12 protein-coding genes are annotated in these 16,699 nt (G+C 43.0%); 11 read left to right on the top strand and 1 reads right to left on the bottom strand.

The features are described 5' to 3' along the window. Positions 1-3 precede the first annotated feature (3 nt). From RF53_RS19505 to RF53_RS19100, 11 genes are all read left to right on the top strand, one after another. Positions 4-165: a hypothetical protein gene (locus RF53_RS19505; protein ID WP_200888042.1), complete on the top strand. Its 162-nt coding sequence runs from the start codon at positions 4-6 to the stop codon at positions 163-165. 8 nt (positions 166-173) lie between these two features. After that, positions 174-500 carry a hypothetical protein gene (locus RF53_RS06470; protein ID WP_039037011.1) on the top strand — a complete coding sequence of 109 codons (327 nt, stop codon included), beginning with the start codon at positions 174-176 and terminating at the stop codon, positions 498-500. A gap of 20 nt (positions 501-520) precedes the next feature. Further along, complete coding sequence (locus RF53_RS06475) at positions 521-865, top strand: hypothetical protein (RefSeq protein WP_039037012.1); 345 nt, start codon at positions 521-523, stop codon at positions 863-865. Further along, positions 825-3,704: a tape measure protein gene (locus tag RF53_RS06480; protein ID WP_039037013.1), complete on the top strand. Its 2,880-nt coding sequence runs from the start codon at positions 825-827 to the stop codon at positions 3,702-3,704. Before RF53_RS06475 ends, RF53_RS06480 begins: the two co-directional genes overlap by 41 nt. A gap of 56 nt (positions 3,705-3,760) precedes the next feature. Next, on the top strand, positions 3,761-4,585 hold the full coding sequence (locus RF53_RS06485; protein WP_039037014.1) for a hypothetical protein: 825 nt from the start codon (positions 3,761-3,763) through the stop codon (positions 4,583-4,585). A 75-nt stretch (positions 4,586-4,660) separates the two neighbouring features. Continuing rightward, the gene (locus tag RF53_RS06490) at positions 4,661-5,266 is read left to right on the top strand and encodes a hypothetical protein (RefSeq protein WP_052242866.1); all 606 of its coding nucleotides are present in this window, start codon (positions 4,661-4,663) and stop codon (positions 5,264-5,266) included. Further along, a complete protein-coding gene (locus RF53_RS06495) occupies positions 5,266-5,859 on the top strand; it encodes a hypothetical protein (RefSeq protein WP_039037015.1) in 594 nt (197 codons plus the stop codon). The genes RF53_RS06490 and RF53_RS06495 overlap by 1 nt, the downstream gene beginning before the upstream one ends. Then, a complete protein-coding gene (locus RF53_RS06500) occupies positions 5,840-6,253 on the top strand; it encodes a DUF6950 family protein (RefSeq protein ID WP_039037016.1) in 414 nt (137 codons plus the stop codon). The genes RF53_RS06495 and RF53_RS06500 overlap by 20 nt, the downstream gene beginning before the upstream one ends. Continuing rightward, entirely contained in the window at positions 6,246-11,879 is a 5,634-nt protein-coding gene (locus RF53_RS06505; protein WP_039037017.1) for a phage tail protein, read from the top strand. The genes RF53_RS06500 and RF53_RS06505 overlap by 8 nt, the downstream gene beginning before the upstream one ends. A 76-nt stretch (positions 11,880-11,955) precedes the next feature. Then, on the top strand, positions 11,956-14,931 hold the full coding sequence (locus RF53_RS06510) for a hypothetical protein (protein WP_152607094.1): 2,976 nt from the start codon (positions 11,956-11,958) through the stop codon (positions 14,929-14,931). Beyond that, on the top strand, positions 14,921-15,547 hold the full coding sequence (locus RF53_RS19100; protein WP_052242867.1) for a DUF4376 domain-containing protein: 627 nt from the start codon (positions 14,921-14,923) through the stop codon (positions 15,545-15,547). Before RF53_RS06510 ends, RF53_RS19100 begins: the two co-directional genes overlap by 11 nt. 217 nt (positions 15,548-15,764) lie before the next feature. Here the strand turns inward: RF53_RS19100 and RF53_RS06520 are convergent, their stop codons facing one another. Then, positions 15,765-16,541: a DNA/RNA non-specific endonuclease gene (locus RF53_RS06520; RefSeq protein ID WP_039037019.1), complete on the bottom strand. Its 777-nt coding sequence runs from the start codon at positions 16,539-16,541 to the stop codon at positions 15,765-15,767. Positions 16,542-16,699 lie beyond the last annotated feature (158 nt).

Here is a 16,699-nt window from a genome sequence, read left to right on the forward strand (position 1 = left end):
AATATGACAAATGTTGATACTGGGAACGTTGAATTTTACACGGTCATTGCAAAGCCAAAAGGGAAAGCGCCAAGTTACTGCAAAGACAGTAACGGCATACTTAAATTCAATAGTCTTAAAGCCGCTAAAGACGAGGCTAAACGACTAACAAAAGCATATAAGTGAACTTTTAAATGAAATTAAAATTATTACACGAGTTAAATAAAGCAGCTATAAAAGCGCCTCTCAATTTTGAGTTTGGTGAAGTGATTTTTAAATTTACGGCATACATTAAACTGGTGCCTGAAAGTGAGCTTAAAACACTTACTGAAAAGCAAGGCGCTAGTGATGGCGAAATAGTACGCGAGCTGTTAGTGGGCTGGGGTGACTTTATTGATGACGGTAAAGACGTGCCCTTTGATAAAAGTACCCTTGAAGAGTTGCTTGTTTATAGTGGACTAACTGCCCGCTTAAGTGTTGAGTGTATTAACGCCCAATACCGTATCACTGAAAAAAACTAGCCGATGTTGCTAGGTGGTTTTTGGGCGACCTAGCAGCAGCCAGTAAAACCCTTGATGACGACGAAGCCCATTTTGGCGCACCTAAACAGATTGTGCCACACGATGAGGGAACATTGTTTGTATTGCCCCAAAACCACACAGCGGTATTGGCATTAACTACCGCCAGTAGCCAGTGGCAACGGGATAACGACGGGGTAGAAATTGCCCTTGATTATGCCAGGGCTGATATAGCCTGGCGCTATGCAAATATAACCCTTAACACCGATGACTTTGCAAAACTGCAGACCCTAGAGCGCACCATAATTGGACTAATAAGGCGACCCGATGAGCAACAACTTGAATTTGGCGTTACGCTTAAGTTATGACGGTAAAGCAGTTACCACCGGTGCGCGCCAAAACGTAAACGAACTAAACCGCATACCTCAAGCTGTACAACGCCAAGTTGCCGCTAACCAGCAGTTAGGTGCCAGCCAAGCCCGTATTATGCAACAGCAAGGCGCAATGACCCGCCAGTTGGGGCTAATGAATACCGCTTATGGGCAAATTGGTGCGACACTCACCACCTTAGTAGGTATTGGCACTGCCACCATGTTTGTGCGTGATACCGGCGCTGCACAATTACTTGATACTCGCTTAAAAGGATTAACGGGCTCAGCTGAAAATTACGCCAAAGTACAAGAGTATTTATTTGCTACATCTGATCGCTTAAATACCGGTTACACCACCCTTGCCGACTCTTACAGTAAAATTTTAACCCTCCAAGAGGTTGGCGTTGTTACTCAAACCCAAGGTAAAGCGATTTTAGAGGGCATGGCTAACGCAGCCGCTATAACAGGTGCGAGCAATGTTCAGCTTGCACAAAGCTTATTTGGTATGACGCAAGGGATGACTGCCGGCGTTTTACGTGCAGAAGAGTTAAACCAAGTAACCGAACCTATGCCAGGGCTTTTACAAAAACTCGATAAAGCAGCGGGTAAAGCCGCCGGCGGTTTTAGGCAAATGGTGAACGATGGCCAAGTAACCAGCCAGATGTTTAAAAATTACCTTATTAAAGCGCTTAACGATTATGCCGGTGCTGCTGAGGCCACTGAGGGTAAAATAAATGCCAGCTTTGCGGAAATGGGGAATGAATACCAACGCTTAATACGTAAATACGAAGAGCCAGTAAACTTTGCTGTTACTAGTGTTGTTGACTCTATCACCGACACGATGGCGTATTTACGCCAAAATGAAGACGCTGTAGATAATTTAGTATTTGCAACTGGTGCTTTGGCTACGGTATTGACGGGGCATTTAGTAGCTGGTTTAAGTGCCAGTGCGGCAGGCTATGTTGCTAATGTGGCCGCTAAGAACCGCGCGTTAATTGCTGATGCAGCGCTTGCAAAACAAAACCAGGCTAATGCTGTTTTAGAGCTACAACGTGCCGCAGAAATGAAAGTATATGCACAGCACACGCTTGCTGTGGCTAATACAACCAATTTACGAACTGCAGCAGTAGCCCGCTTGGCTGCTGCGAATACGCGCTATACAGCAACTCAAGCAGCCGCTACTACTGCTACAAATATTTATACTGCCGCTGCTGGGCGAGCCACCCTCGCAGCGCGGGGCCTTAGTACTGTAATGGGCTTGTTAGGTGGACCCGTTGGATTACTGGTAACGGCTGGGCTTGGCCTTGCTTATTTTGCAAGCCTGGGCGATGACGCTACCGACTCAGTTAATAAACTAAAAGAAGCCAGTAAAGACCTAAACCCGTATGCCAATTTAACCAGTAGCCAGGCACAAGGTTTACTACTAATGGCACAGGGCCGCATTAAAAATGCGATTCAAATGGCCGATGAAGCGCGAGAACGTTTTAATAACCCGTTTTTAAAAGGCAAGTTTTCTGACGTTGAAGCTGCACAACAACGCGTTACTGATTTAAAAAATGAAATTGTGGCGCTACAACAAGTGCTTGCCATTAAAGAAACAGAAAAGCCCAAACCATCGCCTGTTAGCTCAAGCGCCCTGCCCGATAACATTAAGCGTTTAGAAGTAAGCTTAATGGGCGAAGAAGCCCGCTTAAAAGACAGCTACGAAAAACGTAAACAAATGGTAATTGTTGCCCGTGAGAACGATGCAGCTAATAAAGTTAAATACAACGCCATTTTAAAGCAGCTTGATGTTAAATACGGTGAAGACCTAAAAGCAATTGCACAAAAACGTGAAACCGAAAAAACTCGTATACAAAACCAAGCTGAAGAAAAACGTAAAAACGATTTACAACGCGATTTAGAAAACCGTATTGCTACCGTTAAAGGCTTTGCTGGGCGTGAAGCACTTGCTGCATATAATAACGAACTAAGTGTAGAGCAAGCACGCCAACAAGCACGGGTTGATGCTATGCGACGCTCACAATTAGGTTTAGCGGCCAATGATGAAAGTGGCGAGCTTAAATATAACGCAGATAACCAAATTCGTGAGTTAGAGCGCCAATCTGAACTTAATGCTGCAAATGGCTACCATAGCCAACGTGAAGCGAGTGAAGCCGCACACCAAGAACGGTTGATGCAAATTAAAACACGCCACACAGGTGCTTTACAAAGCAACATTTTAGCGTTTGCTAACTTTGAGAAAAAAACAGAAGCTGAAAAATCTAACGCCATTGTTGGCTTAGGTGCCACTACTTTTAAAGCAATGGCTGGACAAAGTAAAACAGCATTTAAAGCCTATAAAGCGTTTGCTATTGCGCAAGCTGTTATTAATACCTACCAGGGTGCAACCGCGGCTTATACGTCTTTGGCTCCTATTCCGATTGTTGGCCCAGTACTGGGCGGTGTTGCAGCTGCTGCAGCGGTTATGATGGGTTTACAACAAGTTCGACAAATAAAAGCCCAGCAACCGGCTGGTATTGCGCACGGTGGTTTAGATTATGTGCCGAATGAATCTACCTATGTATTACAACGTGGCGAGCGTGTACTAAGCCCTAAACAAAATACTGAAATTAGCCAAATGGCGCGGCGTTACAACGCGGGCGCCGCAGCTAATGATGGCGGCTCGGTTGGCGTTACGTTAAATATAACCAACCAAATTACCGTGCAAGGTGGTACTAATGAGCAAACATCGCAAGTGGTTGGCCAAGACATAGCTCGACAGGTGGTTGGGGTTGTTGTGGCTAATATACAAAGTAACGGTGCAATTATTCGTGCAGTTCGGGGGACTGCTTAGTTGTTAAGTGATTGAGATTGGTGTAAAAAGGAGTTTTAAAAAGCGAGGGAATGTTGATGATAGTAATAAAACCTTTTATAAATTTCATTAGTGATATATTAAATCGCATTCATACCACAAAAGGGCTACATGTCGTACTAATAGTTTTAGTTTTAACTTGGTTTAGCCTTGATGTTTTTTTCGATAGATTTAAGTACAATTTAGATGTCCCCATCCAAAACTGGATTGATACAGCTGTTTATTTTAATAACCTTTTAAGTCCTGTTTTATTATTCGCGACTGTTTTATTACTCTATTGGACTTGGCAGGACACTAAGCGAGGTTTAGATCTTCAAAGAAGTGACGCATTATATACATCGATTATTGCAACACTTGAACGGTCATCAAATGAATTAAAAAAAGAACTTCAGAATTGCAAAATTAAGAAATTAGATAATGAAGAAGTAAAGAGTTCTATTGAGTTTTTAGGTCGACATTTCTTAAGTGAAAGGATAAAAAAACATGAAAACAACAGTTTAGAAATTTCTTTGAAAAGTAGAGTTCAATATATTGATATCATCAGAACAAGTACAACCCAAATTAATGGTTTTGGGAGTGTATTAAATCAACTATATTTGATGTTGGGTAATGAAGAACATAAAAATGCTTTCAAAGTAAACTTATACAGCTTATTTAGTATAGACTTTTTAATTGGTTTTTTAATTATTCAAGTTAGAATACAAAGGTTAGTTAAAGAACTTGATAAATATGACTTAGAAAATCAGGATAAAGTTATAAAGCTATTAGTTGAGACTATTTCAATTTCTTACAAAGATAAAGGTTTGGGTGAAGAGCTCTTTGATGATAAATTCATAAAAAAATACCTTAATTACTCAGTGTAAACACCTTTCCAGCCGAGAGATTGCCCCTTAAATTTTATACTCGTTACCAGTGTTTTATTATGAAACTTGGTAACGATGCAACCACTCCCCCTACCCAAACGGCCTAAACTTTCTAACTTTACGTTAGTGCCCAATAGCCAAATACATTTAAACAAAGCCAATAATGCAACTGAGGTTTACGACCTGGAGGGTGCTTACTGGGAATTTGAAATTGAACTTGCCAATGTGCCTGAGCGCGATGCCCTCGCTCTTGATGGCTTTATTGCTAGCTTACGCGGCCAAGTGGGCACGTTTACGTTAATTGATTACCGTCGTGAACAGCTAGATAAAGATTTTGTGGGCTATGTGCGTGGTGCAAACCAAGACGGCAATATTTTAAACATTGATGGCCTACCCGCTAACCAAACCTTGCATGTTGTTGGAGAACGTATGCAAGTGGGTGGTGGCCAAAACACCGAACTTAAAGTATTAACCCAAGATTTAGTAACTGACTCACTTGGCCGTGCCACAGTAATATTTGAATCCCCACTGCGTAAAATACCTGCAGACAATACCCTAATTACCTTTAAAAAACCGGTTGGCTTATTCCGTTTGGCTGATAACAAACAAGGGCTTGCCAGTGCCCAGTATAAAAATGGCCTAGTTACAAGCTGGAAAATTAAAGGGCGTGAGGCGTTTTAATGGAGAGTTTAAACTCAGAGTTACTTGCGGATTTAGCCACCAGTGGCCGCGCTCGCTTTTTTGTGCGACTCGCGCTTAAAAGTGGCGATGTATTGCTTCACACAGGTGTCGGCGAGCGCCGCTTTGCTAATTTAACTTGGCATGGTGTGGGCATGCTTGGCACTGTGAGTGAAATACCCGCTAATGATAATAACGACAGCGCCCGCATTCGTTTAACCTTGCACACTCAAGATCAGGCAATTTTAGCCGAAGTGGCCGAGAACGACCCGATAAGCCAGGCCTGCGAAATTTACCTTGTTACCGTTGATGAATATTACCGTGTTAGCCAAAGCCAGTTGCTTGAAAGCGGCTACATTGTGGCGTGTGATGTAGAGCGCGGCGATGTATCGCAAGTACAACTGAGTGTTGCGGGTGAAAGTGAGCGCTGGAAAGACGCACGGTTACACCAACGTTGGAATGATGCGACCCAAAAAGCCCTTTACCCAGGCGATGTATTTTTTAGTGAGCAAGCTAATGCCAATAAACAGAACCTCCCAGACACACAACCAGGTAATTACATAGGAGGCCCTCGCGATGAGCGCAACCGCCGCTAAACTTTCTGCCTTTATAAGTAGCCGCAATTGTGAACCCTTTAAATGGGGTGAAAACGATTGCTGCTTATTGGTAGCCGATTGGGTGCTATTTGCAACCGGCAATGATGTAGCTGACGATTTTAGGGGTAAATACTGCACTAAAAGAGGTGCATTTAAACAACTATTTAAACGTGGTTTAAATGATGTTGAAAGCGTGTTTAAAGACCGTTTAAACCCCGCTATACCTATTAACTATGCGCGACGTGGTGACTTGGCTTTAGTTGAGTTTAAAGACGAGCATGTAGGCGGCATTGTAACCGTTAACTCGGTGGTATGTGTTGGCGAAAATGGCTTAGTGACGTTACCAATGGACACGGTAAAAGCGGCTTACCCATTGGAGCCGCGAAATGTCTAAGGTAGTTGATACGGTTGTAAATGTTGTAGACAGCATATTTGAAGTAACAGGGCTGGGTGCGCTTTGGGACTCACTATCACCTGATGTGCCTGAAAAAGAGTTAGCCACGCTTGGCCAAGGTTTACAGAAAGGCATAGACCAACCCCGCCGCATTACCTTTGGCCGTGACCGTGTTGGCGGTGTTATTGCCCACCAAGCGGAAGTTGAAAAAGGTGGTAAAAAATGGATGCAGTTAATTGTATTGATTAATGGTGCCCCTATTGATGCCCTTGAAGAGATTTACATTGCTGATAAAAAGCTCACTGATTACCCACGAGAAAGTTGGGATTACTCTTTAAGCGATGGCCGCCAAACCACAGCTAACGCGAAAGCGGTGGCTAAAATGGCGGGATGGACGAGTGAACATGTTGGATTTGGCCAAAGTTATGTGTTTATTGAAATGGAAAATAATCGTGAAGTGTTTGAAGATGGCATAAACGATATGGGCTTTTTGATACGGGGTGCCCGGGTGTGGGACCCGCGCGATACAAGTCAAAACCCTGACGATGAAAGTACCTGGCAATGGAGCCAAAACGCCGTACTGTGCGCCCTGCACTATGTGCGTTTTTATGGAGCCCATGAGGTTCCTTTTGAACGTTTACCGTTACAGTGGTGGATTGCTGCCATTAACGTGTGTGATGAAGATGCCGAATTTACTGACGTTGAGGGCGTTGTTACCACCGAGCCGCGCTACACCACCAATGGTAGCTTTACATTTAGCTCAAAGCCACTTGAAGTTTTAGGCCAGCTTGAAGCGTGTTTTGCAGGTAAAATATTTAGGCAAATGGGTCAGTGGTATGTACGTGTTGGTGCTTGGTATGGCGAACCAACCTACACCATTGATGCTTATGATGTTCACGGTAATATTAAAATTAAATGGCATGCTGATTTACGAGAGCGTGCCAATGTTGTGCGTGCTACGTTTACCGACCCCGAACAAAACTATGACCGTACAGATGCACCACCTGTTGTGTCTGCTGGGTATCAGGCTATTGATAATCAAATTTTAGAAAAGTCTATATCTCTCCCCTTTGTACGTAGTAGTACTACAGCACAACGCCTAGCGACAATACACTTAGAACAAACACGTTTAGGTGAAATAGAGTTACCCCTAAAACACAAAGGCTTAGTTGCAGCTGTTGGCCGAACTGTGTTCTTAAACTTACCTGGCGAATCTATAAATAATAAGGTTTACCGTGTAACAGAGCGCCGCTTTAGATTAGATGGTGGTGTGACCTTAATGTGTGTTGAGGATGGTCCCGATTTATGGGCCGATAACCTTGTACCAGGCGCGCAAGATTTAACACCAAATAGCGACTATTTAGTGGGTAAACCGCAGCCCATTTTTGATGTACGGGTAACGGTAGATGGCGACGGCAATGGTACAATAAAGTGGAATCACCCAACCCCGCTTGCAGTAAACGAATACGATGTTGAGTTTATTAATACTGTGGCTGATGAGCAGGTATTTAAAACCTCTGTTACCTACACCCAAGTAACCATTCCTGACTTACAATTGGGTGAATACACAGCTCGCATTAGTGCAAAAAACATATTCGGCCAACGCTCATTGCTTGTTACTGTACAATTTAGTGTGCTGGCTCCTACTTTGCCGACTGTGTATATAACGGCTGATTATAACCAAATTACCTTAACCGCTAACATTGCCGCTGCAGGCATTGGTACCGCGTTTGAATGGGAGTTTTTGGGAGCAGCTGAACAACCGCAAAGCGGCGAACGTGTGCAGGCACAGATTTATAACCGCATTGGCTTAAAAAGTGAGACTGAATATAAATTTAGAGTGCGCAGTGTAAATCACCTGGGCGCAAGTGATTGGGTTGATGTAACAGCCACCACAACCACTGTTGATTTAACCAAGTACATTAACAATGTTGAATTAACCCAGCTAAGCGAAGATGCACAAACACTCATTGAGGATATGAATCAGCAAGTTGATCGCCTGCGCCCTGATACCGAAAACAATATACCCGACGTACTGGCCCGCACCGTAAACGAGCTAAATTTAGAGCGCCAAGCCCGCACCGACATAGAGCAAGGCGTGTTTGATTTATCAGCCAATTACACCAACTGGCGTCAAAACTACGAGCGGCGCCAATTAGGTAACGAGCGATTAATCGACGCGGCCGTGTATATAGACCCTGAAAGCGGCACCATTGTAAACCGCGCCTTTGCATACACAGACGAGGCATTTACTGAGGCTAACGTATTAATTGACGGTGTAAACGCAAGCATTGAACTGCAGGCTAACCGCATTTCTCAAAGCAACACCCGCTTAAGTAAAGCTGAGGCCGCGCTATTAGTACAAGCTGGGCAAATAACACAGCGAGCCACATTTAGTGAAATGCAAAGCGAGATAGCGGGTGCTATAGAATCATTAAGACCCGCTTATAGTTGGCAGTTTAATAGCAATGACGAGGGGTTTAGTAATGTAGATAGCCACAACGCCCAAGGGTATATTGTAGCAACCGCTGCTATTAATTCGCCTTCAATTAACTACATCGCAGACGAAAACCCCATGTTTAGGTTGCGTGTACGCTTACACAGCGCCCAGCAATGGATAGGTGAAATAAAAACAAATAATGGCGCGGCGGTCATTAACGTACCAGCCCCTAACAATAATGAATGGCAAACCTTACAAGTCGATGCCACAGGCACAAGCGGTTACACCGGTGAGATTACATCGCTTGAGCTAAATTTAGGGTTCTGTGATATTGATTTTATTGAAGTGGGTAAACGCGGCGCTAACGATTTAGCACTAAACGATATAACCGCCCGTACAACTGAACTTGAAAACGACATTAATGCGGCAGCGGGTATCATGGCGCAGTATGCCACCACAACATGGGTAAACCAGCTTGGCTATCAAACGCAATCAAACGTTAATGCCATCGTTAACACATTTGATACCACTTACCAAGTAAGCGCAACGCTTCAAACGTTTGATGAAAACGGTACGCTTGAAAAAGCCAACAACGCGCAACAGTTTATTAATGGTGCCGAGGCGTACATTGCAAGTCAGATCACCGCCTTTAATGCCGCCGAAGATGGCGTAGACGCTAAATTTGCGAACGTTGAACAAACACTCGACGCACTTAACGGCACCATTAGCCAAAACATAGTGCAAGTTCAAGGGTTGGAACTTGACTTGCAAGAGGCAAATTTAAACGACGTTATTAGCTCAGTTAATCAGCTACTAAAAAATAACGAGTTAACCCAAGCGGGTGTAAAACTAGCTGTTGCCCAAAGCGAATTACAAGCTAAAACAACAGAACTTGAAGCCCAAGCAAGCCAAACACTAGAACTTGCCGCGTTATTTAACCACGCCAGCGGCCAAATAACCGTACTAAATCAAATTGTGGCTAATGAAAAGCAAGCAACCGTAGTGCGTGATGAACGCTACCTTGCAACATTTGAAGCCGTAACAGCCCGCTTTAGCGACGTAACCACGGCCATTGCAACTATTGATGAAGCCAACACCCTACGCGACCAAGAGTTTGAATCGTTTGTTGCCGATACAATATCGAGCTTTGATGACGTAGCCGAAACCTTTGCAAGCCAAAACCAAGCGTTTACCACGCTTGAGCAAACGCTTACCAGCAAAATTAACACCGACACGGAGGCGGCAAAAAGTGAAGCTATCGCCACGGCGCAAGAGTTCACCCGTACAGCGGTGGGTTATTGTGTTGACGCTGAGGGCAATATTACCAATGAAAGTGATTCTATTGCCTGTGTGGCCGATGGTGGATCATGGGTGCAAGGTCCCTTAGCTGAATACATATCTAATTTACAAATTAGTGATGGTGACAGCACTGCAAGCATTAAAGAACTTAAGCAAGTCTTTAAAAAAGTAAATGGTGAGCTTGTAGCCCGCGGTGGGTGGGTGCTCGACAATAACGGCCGTGCCGTGAGTGTAGCCGGTTACAACGATGGCGAAACAGGCAACTTAGACTTAGTAGCCGATGTGATCCGCCACGGTGTTATGGTTAACGATGTGTTTGTGCCTACGTCATACATTGACAACACCGACCCCGCAAATCCCGTGCATACTTTTAAAGGCCGCATGGTTTTGGGTGATGGTCACACCGTTGAAAGCCTTGAAGATATACGCGCTCAAGATGGTGCTGATGGTAAGGACGGTAAGGATGGCAAAGATGGTACCGACGGCATACCAGGGGCAAAAGGGGCTGATGGCCAAACAACTTACACATGGATAAAGTACGCCGACAACACCAGCGGTTCAGGGCTTAGTAACACCCCTACAAATAAAGAGTATATCGGGTTTGCTTACAATAAAACCACCGCAACGGAATCAACAAACCCAGCCGATTACCAGTGGTCAAAAATTAAAGGTGAGGATGGTACCGACGGCATACCAGGTGCAAAAGGGGCCGATGGTCAAACAACGTACACATGGATTGCTTATAGCAACAACCTCAGTGGCACAGGAATGTACCAAACACCTAACGAAAATACACAGTACATTGGCATTGCGGTTAATAAAACCACCGCAACGGAGTCAACAAACCCTGCCGATTACACATGGTCGCGCTTTAAAGGCGCCGATGGTAACGACGGTAACGACGGTAACGACGGTAACGACGGTAACGATGGCCAAGATGGTAACAATGGGGTCGATGGAACGCGTGGCTCCGTATCTGTTCAAGTGGCCACTGCCAACGGTATTTGGTACGACTCAACCGCCAATGCAGCTTTACCCAGTGCCCCCGTAATGCACGACCTCGTAACCATTTATAAAACCAGCGACCCAAAGGTACAAACCACTAAACGCTTTAACGGTTCAAGTTGGGAAAACTACACACTTTACGTACATGGTAGTGCCATGATTGAAGACACGCTAGATGGTAACGTATTGCGTGCCGGAACGCGTATTGAGTCACCCCGTATTGACTTAATTGGTGATAACTTTATGAAAATAGAGCTAGCCAGTGGTTTTGGTCCTGATGACTTATGGTACTGGATGGGCCCAAAAATTTATAAAAATAGCCTCCCTGACCTTGATAGCTTAACTAAAGCTAACGCAAAAGAGTGGAAAGACCGAAACGCCAATAGCTTTACGGTAGGCACGTTTATATCAGGGGCTATCTCTAATAGCGTATCAACCTCGCAGCATACAAGCTCCCCAACTGTAGAGTTGGCTTTCACGAGTAACGGCAACAACATTAATTTTGCAGTTAGTTACACCCATTTCAGACAAATAGAGGGGCCACAAAGAGGTGAGCCTGAAACCGTTGAGTGTCCAGTAGCACCCACTATGACCGCCGTTAGTGGGACTGTTTATTTAGAAAGAAACGTAAATGGTTCTTGGACAAGTGTTAGAAGTAAAACGTTTAGCGGTACCTACAACTGTCAGAACGGGCACTACGATTTAGAATCTAGGGGTGAACGTAATATACCTTATCGCTCTACAACCAATTCAAATGTGTCATTTACTGAAATAGAAACCCCAGGCTCGGGATATCAGCAATACCGAGTTCGCGCTTCATTAACTAACTTTTTTTCAACAACTAAAACCGGTCACTACCTGTCGTTAGCGGCAAGTGAGTAATGGTTAAACATTTAGAGGATTAATTATGGCTGAGTATTCTGCCTCACAAATCACAATAGCCAACGGCAAAAAATCCGTGGTTATCGAAAGCGGCGAAAGCCCTGAAAACGTCCGCCAAGGTGACTTTTTATTTGTTACAGGGAGTGACCCCGTAGCGATTAAACGAACCTATATTAACGACAACGACAAACATGTTATTGAGCTAACCAAAGACTGGGGCCAAGGTAACAAAAACAACCAACCGGCGATTGTGCTACCCAGTACGGCAGAATACAAAGCCGTGGCCGATGCACTTAAAAATGCTAACTTGCTGGTTAATGATAACTTTGCCGCCATGCAAGATTGGCAAACCAAAACCGGGACGGTCAATTTTGTAAATATTGATGGCACAACCACCACAGTAAAAACACTTAAGCAAATTGAAAGTGAAGCACAAGCTCAACTAGACGCTTACCATCCCTACCCATGGGCCATGCGTAAAGGTCAATATATTGCCAATCAGCTAGCGACTAGATCCATTTTTTCTGCAAGCGGCGTTATAACTTACGGTAAGGGAAATCTATTATCAAGCCCAACGGAAGAACTAATTTCCGAGGGTCTTTACACTATGGAGACAACGCCGAATACGTTAGGTTGGGGGCGTAATTTTGGCGATGAGGTTGGCAATAGTGACTCGGCAAATCCTGAGATAAACATAATTGGTAATAGGTTCAAGTTACGATCTATCGGGTCTGAAAGCGCAGTAGAGCGTGTGTGCTTTAAATTTCCCGAGGCCGAAGCAGGAGTAAGAACTTATGACTCAACCTCTAAAGTGTCGGTTACTCACGCAACGGCGGAAATTGCTTTTGCTAGTGAAACCGACACCAATAAAGTTGTAACTGACCGCGAGGATTTAATTACATGCGAAGTGTTCTTACGGAAAATAACGAATGATGATCCTTTTGTTTACCCTGATGGTGCTATTCAAAGTGTAGCTACAAATATGAGCGGCGTTGGAACTACTCAAGATAATGTAAGACCTCAGTCTTACTTTGCAATGCACAAAGGTGATAATTTAACCTGTGGCAGAGGTGTTAATTGGGATGAAGCAAGCTTGTCTACTAAGCGAATTTTAGCCTCAGATCCAGACAACAAAATTTGGTTTAATGATGCTGATGGCTATTTTTATCAATGGTGTTTACGTTTTCTTATCTTTGCTGGTGTGGGTAACGGCTCTTGGAAATCAATTAACAGTGAGGTTTATCATAGCGGAGGCGTGTCGGGTGCGCTAGCTTTTGATGGTGTGGTTGCTCCCTACACTTCTCAAATAATGCCCCAAGGAATTAAAAACGAAAATCCAACGGGAGGGCAAAGCAACGGAGGTTTTTATCAATCTAATGGCTCCCAAGCAACTAACTTTTCACCTTCTTATAAAGTATTAGGAGAAAGACACGCTCACAAGGGGGTGTATATTGCAACATCATCGGGCTGGAACTCAGTACAAGATAATGTAGCTGAAGATGGGCAATGCTACATGTTCGTTATTGGCACAGTAAATAGGCTGAATCAAGGTCTATACCATCCATCACTAAATCCGATGGGGTCAGGCAAGTCTCGACATAACAACGGCGTTAGTGGTGCGGCCTTCAACTGGTATGAGGTTGATTCCTATACGTTTACAACCCGCTCAGGTTGTTTTGAGATTGGGGGGCACCCCAGTCGAGTGTGGGGTTACGCTAAGATAGATACAAAGCAATCTGGTCGTCCTGATGGGCGCTATTTCGACTGTATTTACAGCAGTGGCGCGGGTGGTTTTTGTCGTGATATGCGTTACTCCGCAAAGCCAATAGGAAAGTCGGAGATTGAAAAAAAGCTAGCTAGTATATTTTCTGGCCAGTATCGCGGGGTCGAAAATTTACCCCAAACATTTATTAAAACCGCTCCTTGGTTGGGCGGGGGTAGTAGCTCGGATGCGTCAAGGCAATATGCCATATTTCAAGAGACTGACTCAATAGCTGTATATGTAGATCCTAGTGAGTTATCACTTAGTGCGGGGGATCATATTACAGTCATAGATAAGACATTGGGCCGCGTATTTAAAGGAACTGTGAACTCACAGGGTACTCAAGGCTCAGGATTTACATCCTGTTCAAGTTCATCCTCTCGCGAAGTGGTTAACGGTAATAGTGAGTATCTCGAATTTTCAAGCAATTTATATGGTACAGGTAATGATGTATATATTGCTGTTACTCGAAAGTCGGGTATAAATGTTTCTGGAGAGTATTTGGGTGTCGATGTTCTAGCGGAACCCGATGAAATATTACTATCAGACGATCTTAAGAATGGTTGGTATGGTGAATATATTTGCCCTTCTTCCACGGAGCAAAATAACCAGGTATTTCTAAGTAAACCCCTTGTTAAGAGCTATGAAAAGCCTCGCTTGTATTTAGAAAACTCCAGCGTTAACTGGACTTTAGTAAGTGCGGCACCAGATTTTGTTAACTCTAAAATGTTCAGTGCTGTAGTTGCTCAAGGTACAGGGATAGAGATTTACAGTTACACAACACAAGCTAAGCTAACTAAAGAGATTACAAAGTCAAACAGTTATGCTTTAAATTTTGGTGTTGGAGTTATTAAGTTACTTATTAATAACTTAAAAGAAAACGGGTCAATTCTTCATTTTTCATTATCAGGAAATATTGCTAAAGATAACCAACTAGGAGCCTATGGTGGGGTCAAAGACATTTCGTTAAGATCATTATCTTGGGGGCATGGCTCTTTGAGGTTTGCGGAATCTTCTTTACCCATTACTCATGAAGATATTAATTTGCAATTTCCATCAAACAATAGCCGAGCGACTAAACTGTTACCTCAAGTATTTGTAGAAGCCGGTCAAGTGTTTATAAACTTCACATTCAACGAATTAATACATAACGGGGATTCTTGGGGAGATAGCGGCCACTTGGTTGCTGGAACTGGAAATAGCCTTAGTGTAAATGATAATGGAGACTTGTTTTTGTCAGGTCATGCCCAAGTTATCGAGCCTTTAGGATGGATTAAAAATGACAAATAAAATTTTAAACTTTATCGTCTTAGACGAAAACAACGAGCCAGTTTTAAACGAGCAAGGCTTACCACAGCTATTGCCACGACCAGCAACTAAAACCACACAGGATATTGAGCGCTTAATTGCGCTCAATAAACCGGTAGAGGTAATTAATAAATTTGCGGAGCTTGTGTGCTTGGGCTATCAGTGGAATTGGGCGCAAAGCTATTATGATTACCTAGTGGCTAAGCTTGAGGTTGAGCAATACAACGCAAACTTGCCGGAGCCTGTAGCTCACGAAGATGGCACATTAGTTGAGGTTGACCCCCAACCATTACCCATAGCACCGGCGCAGCCAGCCGTTAAAACTGTTGAGGAAATACTTGCGCCTTATGCCCGTACTATTTTTAAGTTAAATCGTCAAAAGTTACTCGATAAATTAACCGTAGAAGTGGACGGCATGGTGTTCGATGGTGATGAAGTCAGTCAAGGCCGTATGGCCCGCGCGGCGTTCACTATGGAGCAAGGGGAGCAAATAGGCTGGGTACTCGCTAACAACAACCAAGTAATGGTGACTAAAGAGGTGTTAACTCAAGCACTACGTTTGGCCGGAGCCAAGCAATCTCAGATTTGGTCATCTTAATAAATACTAATAGGGTTAAACAAGATTTATACCCTATTCCTCAAACACAGTGATTGTACTGAGAAATATAATAACATCCTATTTAACATAATTTTAATCATTCTAATTTCTAGCGTATATTTTTCTAAATTCCAACGGCGGCTTACACTATTTCACTATTATTTATTTTAAATCATGATTAGCGGCATAAATTTATACCGCTAATAATGTAGATATTTTAATTACAGCCTAACTCACTAGCTAAACCAAATACGGATGATTCTATTGTTTGTGCTTGATTACTCGTTAAATTAGGTAAAACATTAATGCCAGTTCTACTTTCAACTTCATCAATACTTACTTGGGTATTACAAAAATTGTCTCTGCGCCCAGCACTTTGCTGCATAATAAATGCTGATGCTTTAATGGTGTTACCAGATTGCTTCATTACAATTTTAAAATAACCACTTGGTATAGTATGGTTTTCATTTGCTCGTGGTAAATCTGCAAAGTAATATTCGTACATTGGACCAGTAACTACGTATAAGTTATTTCCATCATCAACATGATTTCTTACCGCTGTTTCAAGTCTAACCCATGGCCCTTGGTTTAATGCTGAAGATTGCGGTGTAATATTAGAAAGCAAATTTGTTAAACGCCAATCAGCTGTATTACTAAAAGATGCCAATGGAACCTGATGTCCTCGGTCAGTATTAATTGTTGCATATGCATCGGTATAGTCACTGGGTTCAAGCGTATAATGGGAATATAAATCAGGGTCTGATTTCCAACTTCTTGATCTTGATGGCCCGCTCATTGTATTGGGCGTTACTTGGTATGCTGCCCAATCTGCAAATTTTGTGTAACGGTTATTTTTTAAAGTATAAATACTACGTTCAATTGTTTTACCGTTGTTTAAACCTGTTGGACAACCTTCTAAGCAATTGGCAGCATTGGCAGTTGAAGCTAATAATAAGCTTGTTAAGGTTAGTGATATATTTATAAATGATTTCATTGTTGTTTTATCCTGTATAAATGAGGATAAAAACCTAACAAGTTTATGTTACAGATATATTTAATTTTATAAATATATTCAACAAGTTAATTGCATACATGTAAATTTAGCACTTAAGTATTGTGTTTAATTGTTAATTTATTCGTTCTAGTTAATCG

The sequence above is a fragment of the Pseudoalteromonas sp. ECSMB14103 genome (assembly GCF_000813065.1).
Classification (GTDB): Bacteria; Pseudomonadota; Gammaproteobacteria; order Enterobacterales; family Alteromonadaceae; genus Pseudoalteromonas; species Pseudoalteromonas marina.

Bases quoted from the DNA above. Each gene is read 5' to 3' on its own strand.
- RF53_RS19505 (WP_200888042.1), top strand. From the start codon at position 4: ATGACAAATGTTGATACTGGGAACGTTGAATTTTACACGGTCATTGCA.
- RF53_RS06470 (WP_039037011.1), top strand. From the start codon at position 174: ATGAAATTAAAATTATTACACGAGTTAAATAAAGCAGCTATAAAAGCG.
- RF53_RS06480 (WP_039037013.1), top strand. From the start codon at position 825: ATGAGCAACAACTTGAATTTGGCGTTACGCTTAAGTTATGACGGTAAA.
- RF53_RS06485 (WP_039037014.1), top strand. From the start codon at position 3,761: ATGATAGTAATAAAACCTTTTATAAATTTCATTAGTGATATATTAAAT.
- RF53_RS06490 (WP_052242866.1), top strand. From the start codon at position 4,661: ATGCAACCACTCCCCCTACCCAAACGGCCTAAACTTTCTAACTTTACG.
- RF53_RS06495 (WP_039037015.1), top strand. From the start codon at position 5,266: ATGGAGAGTTTAAACTCAGAGTTACTTGCGGATTTAGCCACCAGTGGC.
- RF53_RS06500 (WP_039037016.1), top strand. From the start codon at position 5,840: ATGAGCGCAACCGCCGCTAAACTTTCTGCCTTTATAAGTAGCCGCAAT.
- RF53_RS06505 (WP_039037017.1), top strand. From the start codon at position 6,246: ATGTCTAAGGTAGTTGATACGGTTGTAAATGTTGTAGACAGCATATTT.
- RF53_RS19100 (WP_052242867.1), top strand. From the start codon at position 14,921: ATGACAAATAAAATTTTAAACTTTATCGTCTTAGACGAAAACAACGAG.
- RF53_RS06520 (WP_039037019.1), bottom strand. From the start codon at position 16,541: ATGAAATCATTTATAAATATATCACTAACCTTAACAAGCTTATTATTA.